The organism is Methylophaga sp. OBS1 (genome assembly GCF_026319365.1).
The window spans coordinates 1,347,020-1,362,674 of record NZ_JAPDMS010000001.1 but is presented as its reverse complement, the minus strand read 5'-3'; the positions used below and the strand labels follow the sequence as shown (position 1 = coordinate 1,362,674).

16 protein-coding genes and 1 tRNA gene are annotated in these 15,655 nt (G+C 50.8%); 11 read left to right on the top strand and 6 right to left on the bottom strand.

The window, feature by feature from the left end; all coding sequences use genetic code 11:
* Positions 1 to 9: 9 nt before the first annotated feature.
* Together OMQ46_RS06585 and OMQ46_RS06580 are read left to right on the top strand one after the other, a co-directional pair.
* A complete protein-coding gene (locus OMQ46_RS06585; RefSeq protein ID WP_266235900.1) occupies positions 10 to 1,395 on the top strand; it encodes an NfeD family protein in 1,386 nt (461 codons plus the stop codon).
* Positions 1,392 to 2,156 carry a slipin family protein gene (locus OMQ46_RS06580; RefSeq protein WP_266234820.1) on the top strand — a complete coding sequence of 255 codons (765 nt, stop codon included), beginning with the start codon at positions 1,392 to 1,394 and terminating at the stop codon, positions 2,154 to 2,156. Before OMQ46_RS06585 ends, OMQ46_RS06580 begins: the two co-directional genes overlap by 4 nt.
* Here the strand turns inward: OMQ46_RS06580 and OMQ46_RS06575 are convergent.
* Together OMQ46_RS06575 and OMQ46_RS06570 are read right to left on the bottom strand one after the other, a co-directional pair.
* The gene (locus OMQ46_RS06575) at positions 2,153 to 3,514 is read right to left on the bottom strand and encodes a class II fumarate hydratase (protein ID WP_266234821.1); all 1,362 of its coding nucleotides are present in this window, start codon (positions 3,512 to 3,514) and stop codon (positions 2,153 to 2,155) included. The two genes, OMQ46_RS06580 and OMQ46_RS06575, sit on opposite strands and share 4 nt — an antisense overlap.
* Complete coding sequence (locus OMQ46_RS06570; RefSeq protein WP_266234823.1) at positions 3,507 to 3,737, bottom strand: DUF2789 domain-containing protein; 231 nt, start codon at positions 3,735 to 3,737, stop codon at positions 3,507 to 3,509. Before OMQ46_RS06570 ends, OMQ46_RS06575 begins: the two co-directional genes overlap by 8 nt.
* A 441-nt stretch (positions 3,738 to 4,178) precedes the next feature.
* Between OMQ46_RS06570 and OMQ46_RS06565 the strand changes: the two genes are divergently transcribed.
* Together OMQ46_RS06565 and OMQ46_RS06560 are read left to right on the top strand one after the other, a co-directional pair.
* Complete coding sequence (locus tag OMQ46_RS06565; RefSeq protein WP_266234825.1) at positions 4,179 to 4,817, top strand: response regulator; 639 nt, start codon at positions 4,179 to 4,181, stop codon at positions 4,815 to 4,817.
* A 1,161-nt stretch (positions 4,818 to 5,978) separates the two neighbouring features.
* On the top strand, positions 5,979 to 6,548 hold the full coding sequence (locus OMQ46_RS06560) for a recombinase family protein (protein ID WP_266234826.1): 570 nt from the start codon (positions 5,979 to 5,981) through the stop codon (positions 6,546 to 6,548).
* On the opposite strand, the gene OMQ46_RS06555 is transcribed toward OMQ46_RS06560, so the two are convergent.
* Both OMQ46_RS06555 and OMQ46_RS06550 read right to left on the bottom strand, forming a co-directional pair.
* Positions 6,545 to 7,135, bottom strand: coding sequence for a hypothetical protein (locus OMQ46_RS06555; RefSeq protein ID WP_266234828.1), 591 nt, complete (start codon positions 7,133 to 7,135; stop codon positions 6,545 to 6,547). The genes OMQ46_RS06560 and OMQ46_RS06555 overlap by 4 nt on opposite strands.
* 252 nt (positions 7,136 to 7,387) lie before the next feature.
* Positions 7,388 to 7,472 (bottom strand) — tRNA-Leu (locus OMQ46_RS06550).
* 157 nt (positions 7,473 to 7,629) lie between these two features.
* Between OMQ46_RS06550 and OMQ46_RS06545 the strand changes: the two genes are divergently transcribed.
* The 7 genes from OMQ46_RS06545 to OMQ46_RS06515 all read left to right on the top strand — a co-directional run bounded on the left by OMQ46_RS06545 (position 7,630) and on the right by OMQ46_RS06515 (position 13,163).
* Positions 7,630 to 8,496 (top strand): HDOD domain-containing protein, encoded by an 867-nt coding sequence (locus tag OMQ46_RS06545; protein WP_266234829.1) that lies wholly within the window; start codon positions 7,630 to 7,632, stop codon positions 8,494 to 8,496.
* A 128-nt stretch (positions 8,497 to 8,624) separates the two neighbouring features.
* Complete coding sequence (queA, locus tag OMQ46_RS06540; protein ID WP_266234831.1) at positions 8,625 to 9,656, top strand: tRNA preQ1(34) S-adenosylmethionine ribosyltransferase-isomerase QueA; 1,032 nt, start codon at positions 8,625 to 8,627, stop codon at positions 9,654 to 9,656.
* On the top strand, positions 9,653 to 10,390 hold the full coding sequence (locus OMQ46_RS06535; RefSeq protein WP_266234833.1) for an RNA methyltransferase: 738 nt from the start codon (positions 9,653 to 9,655) through the stop codon (positions 10,388 to 10,390). The genes queA and OMQ46_RS06535 overlap by 4 nt, the downstream gene beginning before the upstream one ends.
* The gene (gene cysE / locus OMQ46_RS06530) at positions 10,383 to 11,180 is read left to right on the top strand and encodes a serine O-acetyltransferase (protein WP_266234835.1); all 798 of its coding nucleotides are present in this window, start codon (positions 10,383 to 10,385) and stop codon (positions 11,178 to 11,180) included. Before OMQ46_RS06535 ends, cysE begins: the two co-directional genes overlap by 8 nt.
* Before the next feature lie 50 nt (positions 11,181 to 11,230).
* Positions 11,231 to 11,677 carry an Rrf2 family transcriptional regulator gene (locus OMQ46_RS06525; protein WP_266234837.1) on the top strand — a complete coding sequence of 149 codons (447 nt, stop codon included), beginning with the start codon at positions 11,231 to 11,233 and terminating at the stop codon, positions 11,675 to 11,677.
* 13 nt (positions 11,678 to 11,690) lie between these two features.
* Positions 11,691 to 12,833 carry a cysteine desulfurase family protein gene (locus OMQ46_RS06520; protein ID WP_266234839.1) on the top strand — a complete coding sequence of 381 codons (1,143 nt, stop codon included), beginning with the start codon at positions 11,691 to 11,693 and terminating at the stop codon, positions 12,831 to 12,833.
* Positions 12,834 to 12,836: 3 nt separating this feature from the next.
* Positions 12,837 to 13,163, top strand: a complete 327-nt coding sequence (locus OMQ46_RS06515; protein WP_416234826.1) for a HesB/IscA family protein — start codon at positions 12,837 to 12,839, stop codon at positions 13,161 to 13,163.
* 15 nt (positions 13,164 to 13,178) lie between these two features.
* Here OMQ46_RS06515 and OMQ46_RS06510 read toward each other — a convergent pair whose 3' ends face one another.
* Positions 13,179 to 14,204: a M14 family metallopeptidase gene (locus OMQ46_RS06510; protein WP_266234840.1), complete on the bottom strand. Its 1,026-nt coding sequence runs from the start codon at positions 14,202 to 14,204 to the stop codon at positions 13,179 to 13,181.
* Positions 14,192 to 15,619 carry a glutamate--cysteine ligase gene (locus OMQ46_RS06505; RefSeq protein ID WP_266234842.1) on the bottom strand — a complete coding sequence of 476 codons (1,428 nt, stop codon included), beginning with the start codon at positions 15,617 to 15,619 and terminating at the stop codon, positions 14,192 to 14,194. Before OMQ46_RS06505 ends, OMQ46_RS06510 begins: the two co-directional genes overlap by 13 nt.
* Between the last annotated feature and the right edge of the window lie 36 nt (positions 15,620 to 15,655).

Genomic DNA, 15,655 nt, shown 5'->3' with positions numbered 1-15,655 from the left:
GCCGGACTTATGATGCGAGCATGGCTGTTGTCAGTCATCTTCACACTGAGTGCTGCCGGGGGCAGCAACCCGCTGGCAGCGCAATCACAAGCAGCTTACATTATCGAAATCGAGGGTGTGATAAGTCCTGCGACGGCGGATTATTTTTCCCGCTCCCTGGAACAAGCTATCGAGGCTGATGCGGCTTTCATGCTGGTCCGGCTGGATACACCGGGTGGCCTCGACTTATCAATGCGGGAAATGATCAAGCAAATCATTGCTTCCCCTGTGCCAGTGGTCACTTATGTCACTCCGGGAGGCGCCCGTGCTGCCAGTGCCGGCACCTATTTGTTGTATGCCAGTCATGTCGCGGCCATGACTCCGGCCACCAATCTGGGGGCGGCAACACCGGTACAAATGTCGCCGGGCTTTGCCCCCGCCGACGATAAATCGCCACCACCCGAGACGGGACAAGACAAAAAGCAGGAAGCCGATTCCGAGCCGGCTAATGACGGCGATGCGATGACCCGAAAAGTGGTGAATGACGCCGTGGCTTATATCAAGGGCCTGGCTGAACTTCGGGGCCGTAATGCTGAATGGGCGGAAAAAGCAGTTCGTGAGGCACAGAGTCTGACTGCTGAAGCCGCACTGGCAGACAACGTCATTGATATCGTGGCAACTAACCAGCGGGATTTGATTCAGCAACTGAATGGCAAAAAGGTGAAGGTGCTGGGCAACGAGACCACGCTCGAAACCGACGCTGTCACACTGACCGAGATCCTGCCTGACTGGCGCAATAAAGTGCTGGAAATTATAACCAACCCCAATATCGCTTATATTCTGATGATGATTGGGATTTATGGTCTGATCTTTGAGTTTGCCAACCCCGGTTCGATTGTGCCGGGTACCATCGGGTCTATCTGTTTGTTGCTGGCCTTGTTTTCCTTCCAGATCCTGCCCATCAATTATGCTGGCCTGGCATTGATACTACTGGGAATAGCCCTGATGGTGGCAGAAGCCTTTCAGCCGAGTTTCGGTGTATTGGGACTGGGCGGTGTGGCGGCATTTGTGGCTGGTTCGGTGATGCTGATTGATACGGAGTTGCCCGGTTACGGTGTCAATATGGGGATTATCGCCGGTGTGACGGTATCCACAGTGGCTTTTTTTCTGATGGCCCTGGGTATGGTTTTACGAAACCGCGATCACCCGATTGTGTCAGGACAGGAAGAAATGATTGGCGCAGTCTGTGTCGCCGATGAGCATTTCTCAGAGCGGGGCAAGGTACTGGTTCATGGTGAACGCTGGACAGCCGTCACCCGCACGCCTTTGAAAAAGGGCGACAAAGCGGTGGTAAAAGCCCTGGAAGGACTCACGCTGGAAGTCGAAGCACTAGCTAAAGATGGGGAGGCAATATGACATTACAATTTCTGGCAGTGGTCGCGATAGCGATCATCGCGCTGTTGATCAGTGCGGTAAGGATTCTTCGCGAATACGAGCGCGGCGTGGTGTTCCTGCTGGGCCGTTTCTACAAGGTGAAAGGCCCTGGCTTTATCATTATTATTCCTTTTATCCAGCAGATGGTCAGGGTTGACCTGCGTACCATTGTGATGGATGTGCCCACCCAGGATGTGATTTCTCAGGATAACGTCTCCGTACACGTCAATGCAGTGGTTTACTTTCGAGTCATCGACCCACAGAAATCGATTATCCAGGTGGAACAATACTACGATGCGACCAGCCAACTGGCACAGACCACACTCAGATCGGTGCTGGGCCAGCATGAGCTCGATGAAATGCTGTCTGAGCGCGACAAACTCAACAATGATATCCAGTCGATTCTTGATTCCCAGACTGATGCCTGGGGTATCAAGGTGGCGAATGTTGAGATTAAACACGTGGATCTGGATGAAAGTATGATCCGGGCGATTGCCAAACAGGCCGAGGCGGAACGTAATCGTCGTGCCAAAGTGATACATGCCGAAGGCGAATTACAGGCGTCGGAAAAGCTGCAGCAGGCCGCGGAAATTCTGGCGAAGCAGCCCCAGTCTCTCCAGTTGCGTTATTTGCAGACACTGACCGACATCGCGGGTGATAAGTCGTCGACGATTGTCTTCCCATTGCCGGTCGAGCTGCTGGATGCCATGCGCTCAATGAGTGCCAGAAAAGGCAGTGATTAAGCGTTGGAGGAAGGGGTAATCATCGTTTCGGGTCGAATTAGCCGGTCATACGCTGCAGCGCTCATCATTTCCAAGTCGATAACGGCCTGGCGCAAACTGCACCTCTGCTCGCTGGCATAGTGAACAATCTCGGTCACTTTGTCGTATCCCAGGTGCGGCGTCAGGGCTGTGGCGAGCATCAGGCTTTTTTCCATCATTTCCTGCAGCTGCGTTTCATTAGGCTTGATGCCAGAGACGCAGAAGTTGTCAAAACTGGTGATGGCATCTGCCAGTAACGCCAGCGACTGAATGATATTGAGCGCGATCACCGGTTTAAAGGTATTAAGCTGGAATTGTCCCTGCGCATTGGCCATGGTGATGGTCAGATGATTTCCCATAACCTGGGCACAGACCATATTCAGCATTTCACATTGGGATGGGTTGACCTTACCGGGCATAATTGAAGAACCCGGTTCATTGGCAGGCAGTGTTAGTTCACCCAGGCCACATCGTGGACCGGACGCCATCAGTCGCAGGTCACTGGCTATCTTGTTGAGGCTACTGGCCAGGGTGTTCAGGCTGCCGGAAAGGGCGACTATGGCATCATGACTGGCCTGGCCGGCAAAGCAGTTATCACTGGGTTTGAACGTGTGGCCGGTCAGTTCATTCAGCCTGTCGCAGAAGGCTGCAGCAAAGCCCGCACGGCTATTGATGCCAGTGCCGACAGCAGTACCCCCCATCGTCAATGACAGCAAATCGGGTAAATCTGACTCAAGCTGATGTTGTGAGAGCTTAAGCTGGGCGGCATAGGCAGAGAATTCCTGGCCCAGAGACAGCGGCGTGGCATCCTGCAGGTGCGTCCTACCGGTTTTCAGCAGCGACTGCCAGCTATCGGATAAATTCTCAAAACGCTGAGCCAACTGCCTGAGTGCCGGCAACAGGCTTGTATTCAATAAGGACACCGAGGCGATATGTAATGCTGTCGGAAAGCTGTCATTGGTTGACTGCCCGAGGTTGCAGTGATCATTAGGATGAACCTGGTGTTGTCCGTCCAGCGTCTGTGTGGCCAATGTAGCCAGCACTTCATTGACGTTCATATGCGACTGCGTACCGGAGCCGGACTGCCAAAGCGAGATCGGGAACTGATTATTCAGTTGCCCCTGAAACAACTGTTTTGCGGCCAGTTTGATAGCCTCAGCGATGCGCTGCTCCAGTCTACCATGTTGCTGATGGGTATCAGCGGCGCAGTATTTGACCAGCCCATAGGCCCGAATAATGGGGTCAGGCAGCGTTTCCTGACCAACGCGGAAGTGCTGCAGGGCAGCATCGGTCTGCTGACCCCAGAGGGTGAATTCGGGCTTTGGGGTGATGTCACTCATGCAGTAAAGCGTTGAGTTGATCTACAACTTCCGCCCAGTCAGAGTCGTCGTTCAGGCACTCTTCGATAAAGGCCGCCTGGCTGGGTGTCCAGAATGGCGCATCTTGCAGCGCTTCATCCTGAGCCAGCTTATTGTCTTTGATGAAAGCATCGATCGCTGCCGGGTCATTATCAAGCCCAAGCTGAAGAAACAGATTCTCCAGTGAATGAAAAGTCGCTTCCATATACCACTCCTGCTGATAGCAAACCCTGTTTGGCTCAGCTTACGCGAGTCTCGCAGATTAGAAAAGTGGCGCGGTTAATCGCTTAACATTCTGCAACTGTCTGATTTATAGCTTTAATTTTGCTATCATTTGTCTGTGAGCCTGGCCGTGAAAACGTGAAATAAGTTCATTCCCAATTGCGTATCAAGCAATTTCTATTGAGTACGGCCTGTTAACCTGTGTTTCGAAATAGCTAAGAGTGACGCTGATCACCCTCACGCCAAGCAGTATATTCACATGCATCTGACAGAGCGTCAGTACAATCGACTCTGCACCAGCTAAACTCAGGATTATCCAGAAGAAACAGAAAATAATTATCCAGCAAGCGTATAATCTAATGAGACCTTGAACAGACAACTTATATAATATGTTGCGAACAATATAAATTGCAGACAGGTAACTATGGAAGAGCAACTCTACACCACCACCAAGGTGGCAAAGATTTTCGGCGTCACACCCAGAACCATCCAGATGTGGGCTGACAGTGGCATGATTCAGGTCACCAAAACACTGGGCGGGCATCGTCGTATCACTGCGAGGGAAGTTGAACGGCTGGCACGCGAGTTAGGCAAGGGTAAGGCAGAAGAAAAAGCTGAAAGCCCATCAGTTACTGCAGACAAAGCAGTAAAGTCGGCGACTGATATTGTCAGGATTATGATCGTTGACGATGATAAAGATTTGCTCAAACTCTACCAGATGCAGATCGAAAGCTGGGAAACGCCAAAAACAGCAGTCTATCTTGCCCATGACGGTTATGATGCGCTGCTTCAAATTGGCTCTAAAAAACCGGACATCATTATTACCGACTTACGCATGCCACGGATGGATGGTGCCCACATGATTAACGTTATCCAGCAGAATCCGGATATGGACCATTGCCAGATTGTGGTCGTGACTGGTTTGAACAAAGATGAAATCCATCAGAACTACGACTTACCAGAGAATGTGATTGTAGAGGAAAAACCGATTCCTTTTGCGCGCATTCAACGCCTGGTCAAGGATTACACGCAAGATCAGGCAATCTCTAGCTCGAATAATTAATTCACTAATTTCGTTTTTTAGCGCTTTATAACTTGTTAAATTTCGCCTTTTAAAGCAGGATTTAGCTCTATAGTGAATTCCTGTACCTATCCTGCGACTTCTGTATGGTTTAAGTTACATTTTGTACCATAAAAAGTGTCTAGGTTTAGAGGTACAATGGCGCGCAGGATCATACTCTGGAATTAGCTCGTAGTAGCCGACCTGACAATCAAGCAGGACTTTGAAGGACACACTGTCTGAATGACCTGCATCGTGCGGCGGGAGGTGAATACAGACATCTACCTGCTCAGTGGTATCGCTTTGATGGTGTCAAGCTGATTGAAGAACTAACTGTGGAGAATCCTACTGTTAAACTTTCAAGCTGGTAGATATGGTGGAAACTTCGCAGTGAAGGAGCTGGTGTATGCCTACGCAAATGTGTCAGTCCGAAGTTCCAACTGAAAGTCATAAAGGCTTTAGACACTCTCCAGATTCAAGGTATCGCTCTAGCTGAACACGCTTCTGAAGACGTGCTGAACAATCCAATGGCGTATCTGGAGACGGTCTTACCACACTGCAAACAAAGTGATGAAACAATACCTGCCTCAAATCAGCTCAAGTCTCTACCAAACAACCTAGCTAGCAGCCCGACGAGACTTCTCTCCCTGTAACCAGCACGTCGAGCTATGAAGTAGTTACGGATAGAGAAAAACAAGCCAATCAAGCCACAGGCAACTCCTATGCGTTCAATCCAGCGAATCCTTGGAGCAATAATCGTTTCGAGCATACCTTGGGTGAGTATGGTGTTTTCAGGTTGAATTGCAGCTTTATTTGAAAGCCATGCAGGGATGATGAAATAGAAAAGCGAAAAGGTTACAAAACCGAATATCAAAGCTCCTACCCAAGACAACTTAGAGCTAATGTGAGTTGAGTCAGAGATGATTGAGTTTGCTGAGCTCCTCCTTCTGTATCGTCTTCCCATGACGTTTATTCCAATAATGTTAACTATGAATAAACATAGTCTCAACTTTCTGAAAACTGATCAATTCCAGTAGCTCAAAAGCTACACCAAAAGAGCTACCCAGCGGTGACTCTCTCAATGTGGCTCAAACGTGTTGATTTTTACTGAGCCAGTCTCTAATATGTGAGCCATACATATTGAGCCATCAAGGAGAGCAAGTAATGTCAGTGATTGGATACGCCCGAGTCAGCACCGGAGAGCAAACTACTGAGACCCAAGTACACGCCCTCAAGGAGGTTTACAACGTGGACAAGTGGTGCACCGACGAGGCTGTATCGGGAGCGACCAAAGGGAAAGACAGAAAGGGACTCGGTGCTCTCTTGAGCTATGTCCGTGAGGGAGATAAGGTCGTGGTCTATTCGATTGACCGTCTGGGCAGAGATACCATTGACGTGCTCACAACAGTAGAGGAACTCAGAGAGAAGGGTGTAGCGATCCTCTCAATGCGTGAAGGGTTCGACCTATCGACTGACCACGGGAAGCTCATGCTGACCATGCTGGTCTCACTCGCTGAGCTTGAGAGAAAGAACATCAAGGCCCGTCAGATGGCCGGTATTGAACGAGCGAAGGCCGAGGGGAAGGCTCTTGGTAGGAAGAAACAGATAGACGATTCTGAGGTTGTTCGGTGGAGGAGGAGTAACTCGGCGAGTATCAAGCAGACTGCCGAGCATTTCGGCATCTCTCCTGCTTCGGTTAAGCGTGCATGTTCAACTATTCAGCTTGGAAATTAAATACAACTTTTGGCTGTGTACGAGATGATAGCAAGCGCAGTCATTAGATAGGGGGAGTAGTAGTCTGAGTAGGCGTTTTTGGTCCACAATAGTTCTAACTCAACTAACACTGAAGGTAGTAATGTCTTCAGTGCATTGATTTTCTCATCAACAACAACTTCCTCATAATTACCTGCGTTGTATTCACCACGGGAATATCTCCATAACCATAATCGGCTTTTGACTGAAACATGGTTAGGATCAAGTTTATCCTTAGAAGTTGTATCGACAAGTCTGGGTATCCAGTTGCGTTGCGCGCGTTCTCTGTACACTCTAACTCGCTGACGAACATGAGTAGAGAAAATGAAGTACCTAATAACTAAATAGATTAGAGCGGCAACGAGAAGCCAGTCAATGAGCCATGGACGTGCGATCTGGAAAGACACACCAAATGGAAGTGTAAGGGAAGAACTCCCGTTGGTGTCTGTTTGAATCTCGCCGCCAATCAGGTTGATCGCAATGATGATTATTGTAACGGTGAGTAGCGTTTTGCGTTGTCGTATATACAACGGTGATTTGATGGGGTTGAATTCCTCCTCTGAAGCCACTTCCTATCTCCATGCCACCAATAATCACAGCTTCCACCATAGACTAAATACATAAAGAGAACAATCAATACAAAATAGTCAATAGTACTAGCCTCGTGGGGCGCGGCTTAGTCTTAGACGCTGAAAATACAGAAGACTAGTAATAAACTCAGAGATGAATGAAAAAGTCGTCCACAAGCGTCGTCCACACGTCAAGAACGCTTATCGGGTAACATTATGATATTGAAGGGGAATTGTTGCAGGTAAAAGTGTTGGTACCGAGGGTGGGAATCGAACCCACACTTCCGAAGAAACCGGATTTTGAATCCGGCGCGTCTACCAATTCCGCCACCCCGGCAACCAAGGCCGCAAATTATAACGACTACGGTCACCTAAGTGAAGCCTTAATTTAGCCTGTGACCTTTATCACCTTTTATCAGGATATGGCTTGACCGCAATACAGAGGACAGGCGAAACTCGGTCTTTAACGTCGAAATCGAATTTAAGGTCGTTCCATGGACAAAGACTTGGCAGCCACACAGACGGACTCTGAGATTCTTGAAGAGTCATTACAGCAGGCCATATTTGAAGGTTTCGTTGAGGTCCCGATGCTACCTGAGGTAGCCGGTCAGGCCTTATCTCTGGCCCAGGACCCCGAAGCCAGTGCGGCACAAATGGCAACACTGATAGAGCGCGACCAGTCATTGGCAGGCCATGTCATGCGGATCGCAAACTCGGTGGCCTATACGCCACTGGCCAACCTGGTATCACTGCAACAGGCAGTCGCACGATTAGGTATGAATGTGATGAGCGAGATCGCGTTAACCGCTGCGCTGAGTGCAAAGCTGTTTAATACGCCTGGTTATGAAGATTATGTCGAATTTAACTGGCAACACGCGATGGCGACATCACTCTGGTCCAAAGAGATTGCTAAAGCAGCGAACGTGAACACGGAAGCAGCGTTTTTAGCGGGTCTATTACATTCGATAGGCCGTCCGGCAGTGTTGCAGACCGTGCTGGAGCTAGCCAGGCAACAGGACAGCAGTCTGATGCCGGAGACGGTTTACCGGCTTGAAAACAAATACTGTCAGCCGGTGACGGAGCTGGTGGTCACCCGCTGGGGCATGCCGGCTCAGGTGAGGGATTCGATTAAGCCCTATGAGCAACTGGATGCCGGTAATGAATCAGCCAAAATTGCGGCAGCGGTCCATGCCGGCTCTCGTTTTGCTACCTATATGCTTGATATAGCAGCAGATGATGACAAAGAGAGTCTGATGGAATTGGAAGCTCTGGAATTGCTGGGTTTGGACGACAGGCAGGTGGAAAAATTGCTCGACAACGAAGCGCTTATTCAACAGCGTCTTAATGTTTTTATGCCCTAGCTCTTCAGCATTGCTTCAAACTTACATCCTGCTGACACGCTTCTGACGGCAACTATTCAGCCGGCATTTTCAGTCACAGCTTGATTTTGATGGCAAGTCAGGCTGTGCATTCTGCTATGATCGCGTCCATGAAAACGAGTGACTTCCGATTTGACCTGCCAGAAGAACTGATAGCCCAATACCCCTCAGAACAGCGCAGCGCCAGCCGTTTGCTGGCCTTGAATGGGTCTGACGGAACGCTGCAGGATCTGCAATTTACTGATTTACTGCGTTTGCTGAACCCCGATGACTTGCTGGTATTCAACAATACCCGCGTGATGCCAGCTCGCCTGTTAGGCCAAAAAGACAGTGGCGGCAAAGTCGAGGTGCTGGTGGAGCGCGTGCTGGACAACGAACGGGTGCTGGCCCATGTGCGCAGCAGTAAATCGCCAACTACCGGCCGTAAACTACTGCTGGAGGGGCAACTGGAGGTCGAAGTCCTCGGTAGACATGATGCGCTGTTTGAACTTCGCTTTATCGACAGCCAGTCGGTTGTTGAGACGCTTGAGGCGATTGGCCGGTTACCTCTGCCCCCTTATATTGAGCGCGAAGTCGATAGAGCGGATCTGGAGCGCTATCAGACAGTTTATGCTCAGAACACCGGCGCAGTTGCCGCACCCACAGCCGGTCTGCATTTTGATGAAGCGATGCTGGAACGACTCAAGCAGGCCGGTATTGAGACTGCGGCTTTGACCCTGCATGTTGGCGCCGGCACTTTCCAGCCGGTGCGGGTTGAAGATATTCGCTCGCATCAGATGCACAGCGAAGTGATCGAGGTCAGCGAGCAGGTCTGCAACCAGGTCAAAGCAACCCGAGCCCGTGGCGGCCGCGTGATTGCCGTCGGCACCACCAGCGTACGTGCGCTGGAGAGTGCCTCTCAGAATGGAGAAATCGCGCCTTTTGAAGGTGAAACAGACATTTTTATTTACCCTGGTTATGAGTTCAGCAGCGTCGACGCCATGGTGACCAATTTCCACCTATCCGAGTCGACGCTGCTCATGCTGGTATCTGCCTTCGCGGGTCGTGAGCACATTCTTAATGCCTACCAGCATGCGATCGAAAAGCGTTACCGTTTCTTCAGCTATGGTGATGCCATGTTTATTACAAGGAACAAAGGATGACCTCACTGGACAATATTCGCTTTGTGCTGGTTGGCACAACGCACCCGGGCAATATCGGTGCTGCCGCGCGGGCGATGAAAACCATGGGGATCAGCAATCTGCATCTGGTCTCACCCAAGATTTATCCCAGTGCAGAAGCGACTGCACGGGCTTCCGGCGCTGATGATGTACTGCACAAAGCCGTGGTGCATGACAGCCTGGAATCGGCTTTATCCGGTTGCCACTATGCCTTTGCTTTGAGTGCACGTCTGCGCCACCTGCATGTGCCGGTGATGAACCCACGCCAGGCGGTGGAGCAACTGGAGAAGTTTGATGATGATACCCAGGTTGCTATCGTGTTTGGCCGTGAACATTCGGGCCTGTCCAATGATGAACTGGATCGTTGCCAGTATCTGGTTAATATCCCGGCTAACCCCGATTACAGTTCGCTGAATCTGGCTGCGGCGGTCCAGGTTGTGGCCTATGAATTAAGAATGAGTTTTAAACCTGTGATTGATTTCGGCAGAATAGGAGAAGAGCGGGAAGCCATTACTGCCGACGATTTGTCTCATTTATACGCTCATTTCGAGCGTTCTCTGTCGACTATCGGCTTTCTGGACCCGGACAATCCGCGTTATCTGATGCGTCGTATCCGCCGATTATTTAATCGTGCCGATCTGGATCGTAACGAACTGCATATCATGCATGGGATTTTGCGCGCCGCTGAGACTAAAGCGAGGAAAATAGATGAGTGAAGAAATTAGCCGCTGGCAACGTATCAAGGAAGACATCAACTGCGTTTTTGAACGTGATCCGGCTGCGCGTAACGTATTTGAGATTGTCACTACTTATCCAGGTGTCCATGCGGTGCAATTGCATCGTATCAACCATTTCCTGTGGCGCAAAAACTGGAAATGGCTGGCCAAATTTATTTCCACTATCGCCCGCTGGATTACCGGTATCGAGATCCACCCCGGTGCCAAAATCGGTCGTCGTTTTTTCATCGACCATGGTATGGGCGTGGTGATTGGCGAAACGGCCGAAATTGGTGATGACTGCACGCTTTACCATGGTGTGACCCTGGGCGGGACCTCCTGGAAAGAGGGCAAGCGTCACCCGACATTGGGTAACGATGTGGTCGTCGGTGCCGGAGCGAAGGTGCTGGGGCCAATTAAACTGCATGATGGAGCACGTATTGGTTCCAACGCGGTGGTCGTCAAAGATGTGGCGGAGGGCGAGACGGTGGTCGGCGTGCCGGGCCGGATTGTCAGAGCTAAATCTCAGATGACAGAAGATGAGAGACAACAGCAAAAACTGGCTCAGTCTGTCGGCTTTGATGCTTATGGCACCTCCAGCAAAAGTCAGGACCCGGTCGCGACCGCGATTCATGGTCTGATTGAACATATACAGGCCATGGATAAGCGTGTCGAATCACTACGTGAAACCATCCATCGCCTGGGCGGCGAATTGCCGGAAGACGTCGATATGCCTGAGCTGGACAACTGCGATATCTCCAAAGAGAATGACGATTCAAAAGTTGACTAAAACAGTCAGGCATGTACACTTAATAGATTGATTTTTATCTGGATTGAAACATGCGTTTGACCACCAAAGGGCGCTATGCAGTCACTGCCATGCTGGACCTTAGCCTCAACTATGGCGTGGGTGCGATTACCCTGGCAGATATTTCCGAGCGTCAGGGCATTTCTCTGTCCTACCTTGAGCAATTATTCGCGCGGCTGCGAAAACAGGGCCTGGTCAGCAGTTCGCGTGGGCCGGGCGGTGGTTACCGTCTCAGCCGGGCGGCGGATAACATTACCGTGCTTGATGTCATTTCAGCGGTCGATGAAAAAGTCGATACTACCCAATGTGAAGGTCGTCAGAATTGCCACGGTGAAGAACAGTGTCTGAGCCATGAGCTGTGGCAAAGTCTGAGTGACCAGATTCGGGTCTACCTCGACGGTATCACCTTGGCCCAGGTTGTCAGTAACTACGAAAAGAAACGCAGCGGCGAAAAAGTCATTCAATTCGACGTCGTCTAAGCAGGTCTCAACGATGTCATTTACCTATCTCGACAATAATGCCGGGGCAGGGCTGGCGCCGGGCGTGCTCGATGCTATGCTGCCTTATCTGCAGCAACAGCAGGGCAACCCGTCCAGCAGTCACCGCTTTGGCCGTTATGCCCAGGCCGCCATTGATAAAGCCCGCCAGCAGGTTGCAAGCCTGGTTAACGCCCAACCCTCGCAGGTGATTTTCACCAGTGGAGGTACTGAAGCCAACAATCAGGCCATTGCCGGTGTGGCAGAGCGCTTTGACAATGGCAAAATTCTGGTCAGCGCCATTGAGCATCCTGCCATGCTGGAACCCGCTCGTCGGCTGCAACGTCATGGCTTTGAACTGGAACTGATTCCGGTCGATGAACAGGGCCGTGTCAACCCGACCACACTGGCCGGGATGATTGATGAAGACACCCGTCTGGTCTCTGTCATGTGGGCCAATAATGAAACCGGCATGATTCAGGATATACCCGCCCTAGCAGCCGTCTGTCATGACAGGGGCGTGCCATTACTGACCGATGCGGTTCAGGCTGCGGGTAAACTGCCGGTTGATATGAAAGCTGCCGGCGTCGATCTGCTGACGCTGTCGGCGCATAAATTTGGTGGACCTAAAGGCATCGGTGCGTTAATCGTCTCGGCTGAACTCGACTGGCCCGGCTACATTTTAGGCGGTGGTCAGGAAGAGGATAAACGCAGTGGCACTGAGAATGTAGCTGCCATTGTCGGTTTCGGTGCTGCTGCCGATTATGTGCAAGCACAGCTTTCTCATTACCAGCAGCATTGCATTGAGTTGCGGGAACTGCTTGAGAAACACTTGAAACAAATCCCGGGCGTCACCATTTTTGCCAGTGAAGCCGAAAGGCTGCCTAATACCTGCTTTTTTGCACTGCAGGGCTTTGATTCAGATACGATGCTGATGGCCCTGGATAAGCAGGGATTTGCTGTCTCCAGTGGCTCTGCTTGTGGTACAGGCAGACAAACACCAAGTCATGTGCTGACCGCGATGGGCATACCGGATCCAATTGCACTGGGTGCAGTTCGGGTGAGTGTTTCGACAGAAAATACTGTCGAAGAAATAGAACAACTGGCCAAAGTGCTGGAAAAAGAAGCAAATCGCTTCAGTCATTTATTAAACAGGTGAATTATGATTACCTTAACTGAGTCAGCCATTAAACGAGTCCGCGATATGATGAGCAAACGTGAAGGCGGCGTCGGCCTGCGGGTCGGTGTGGTCAAAAGCGGTTGTTCGGGCTACAGCTATGCCTTGGATTATGCTGATGAAGTCGCCAGCGATGATGTTGTCATTGAACAGGGCGATGTCAAAGTTGTGGTCAATGAAGACGCTATGCCCATGCTGGAAGGCATGGAGCTGGACTTTGTCCGCGAAGGGCTTAATCAAAGCTTTAAATTCATCAACCCCAATGTCACTTCCGAATGCGGTTGCGGTGAGAGCTTCAGCGTGACCAAATAATTGATTGCAGGGCGTTCAGCCCTGCAATCGTTCCATCAGGTAACACAAACAGTCCTGTTTGATGACATGCTCATTGAGCGTCATCATGGATGGCATGGTCGGCCGTTTAAACATCAATTCATCATGATGTATTTCAAAAAAGCGGCTGCTGACATCCTCACCATTTTCATCCCTGGCCTCAACAGGTAAGAATCCATTCGCGTTGACCCGCCCCAGCGCCGTGCCGGCAGGGACTTCAAAGAAATTCATTTTCTCCAGATCCCGGTCCAGCTGAAGGTCGACTTCACTGTTATCAAAACTAAAATCCACATCTGGCCGCACTTTGACCTGAGCCACGGTATGAAACAGGTCAATATCCTGAGGATGAACCGGATGATTTGGCAACTCTCTCAGGTTCAGACAACTGTCGATGAAGTCGTAGGCGTGTTTGACACCATAAGTCTGATCAGGCCGTCCACATTCCAGTGTTACGGCCGGACACAGCTGGGCAAAAGCCATCGACTGCACGCCTTTAGGGCGGGTGAAGTAAACCACGAAGCGGGCGAACAGAGTCGCCAGTTGCTGATAGGCAGGCTCCAGTTTATTGATGCAGGCATAGTGTGGGTTGAGACCGGTATTGTTATGGATGTCGATACTTGCAAACAGATTGCGGTTCGCCATGGTGTTAACAATAGTCTGAGCCATATCTGTTTCCGGGCAGAGGGAATACTCGGTGCCGGGCCAGATACGGTTGAAGTCAGCCTGGTCATCAAGACGGCGCAGGCCGTCACGTGCTGCCTCGACATTACCGAAAAAGATAGACAAATTACGCGGCAGCATGCGTGACTGATATTTCTTCAGTAGTTGCTGCACGGCGAGCAGACCGGTCGTTTCATTGCCATGCAGCATGACCGACAGAAACAGGGTGTTATTTTGCTTACCCTTAAGGTGCAGCAGGGTGGGGCGGCTTAGCACCTTATGTAAATCACGGGCACTGCTTTCCAGCAGACCGTCAGGGATAGAGTCGAGTTGCTGCAGTATGTCTTGTTTCAAATCGGCCATTGGCTTACCACCTCGCCCTCTTGCTGATGATGCAGGTAATACCGGCTCATTCTGCTGAAGTCTTTACCATATTTAGCAATAAAAGCCCGTTGCCAGTCACTGCCAGTTTGATGCCGTTCGACTCTGTCAGCAATGATTTTGAGGTATTTATCACGATCACCGCTTTTGATACCGAGCTTATCCAGTCCTTGTTCCGCCAACGGCAGGCAGGTGTTCAGAATAAACTGCTTTAAGGGCTGGTGTGAGCCATCAAGGTCTACTATCGCTGTGTCGAGGCCATAACGGGCCGCTTTGTAGAAATTATCCCGGGCATCGGCAAAGGCGAGCTCAGTGCCGTAAGCAATGATGCGGTCACATAAGGCATGTGTGAGTCCGTAATAAAAGGCGGCATTAGCCAGCATATCTGTGATGGTAGGGCCCGCTGCCGGTGTGCGGTGTTCGATACGGATATGCGGTTTGGCGCCGATAAAGCCGATTAATGGCCGGTTCCAACGCCAGATAGTGCCGTTATGCAGCCGCAGGTGTTCAAGCTGGTCACTGGCTTCGCCCAGATCGACAGGTAATAGCACCGGGTAATGTTCGAGATTTTCTTCAAAACATTCGAAGATAGAGTGACGGGCATAATCACTGCCGAAACTGACCCGTTTCACCGGTCCATGTGCCGCACCGGCGAAACCACCGGCTTCAATGGCCTGTTCAAACAGCGGGATGCGGGTTTCCTGCCACAGGCTGTGCCCAAACAGGAAAGGAGAGTTGGCACAAACCGCTACCATCGGTGCCGAGGCTATCAGGGAGGCATTATAAAAATGGTGCGCAATGTTGACCGGCACCTGGGTATGTAACTGCAGAGAAGTCGCTGCCGATTCCAACATGACATCGTGATGGGTAAGTTTGAGATGCTCCTCACCACTGATATCCAGCTTTACCGGTTTGCCGCGGGCAGCCAGAATCTGCTCATTAAGAGCACGATATCGGTTCATATCCGACATATTGAAGACATTCAGATCATCCTGCAGCAGCGTCGGCAGAATACCTGTCATCATTAATTCACTGTCCAGCCGCTGCGCCTGCTGGCTGGCATTGGACCAGGCGTTTTGCAGTTGACGATGCAACTGGCTCAGGGTATCACCGGTCAGGGGGACCGGCTCGGTATTGAACTCAATATTGAACTTAGCGAGTTCAGCGTTGGCAAGTGGGTCATTGAGCAGTTTGAGAAAGGCGTCATTGATCGGGGCAGGCCGCATGGTTTTATCAACCAGCCAGGCCTCCAGTTCGATGCCGGCATAGCGGGTTTCGTGGAGCTGCAGAGCATCGCTGATTAAATGCTGCAAACGTAAGGTCTCGTCACGGAGATGCTCGCTGAAGCGCTCGAAATCCTTCGCAGTGAAGCTGACGCCGGCAATTTCCTGGCCCATGAGAGATGCCTTAGATTGCTATCCTGACTCTAGCTT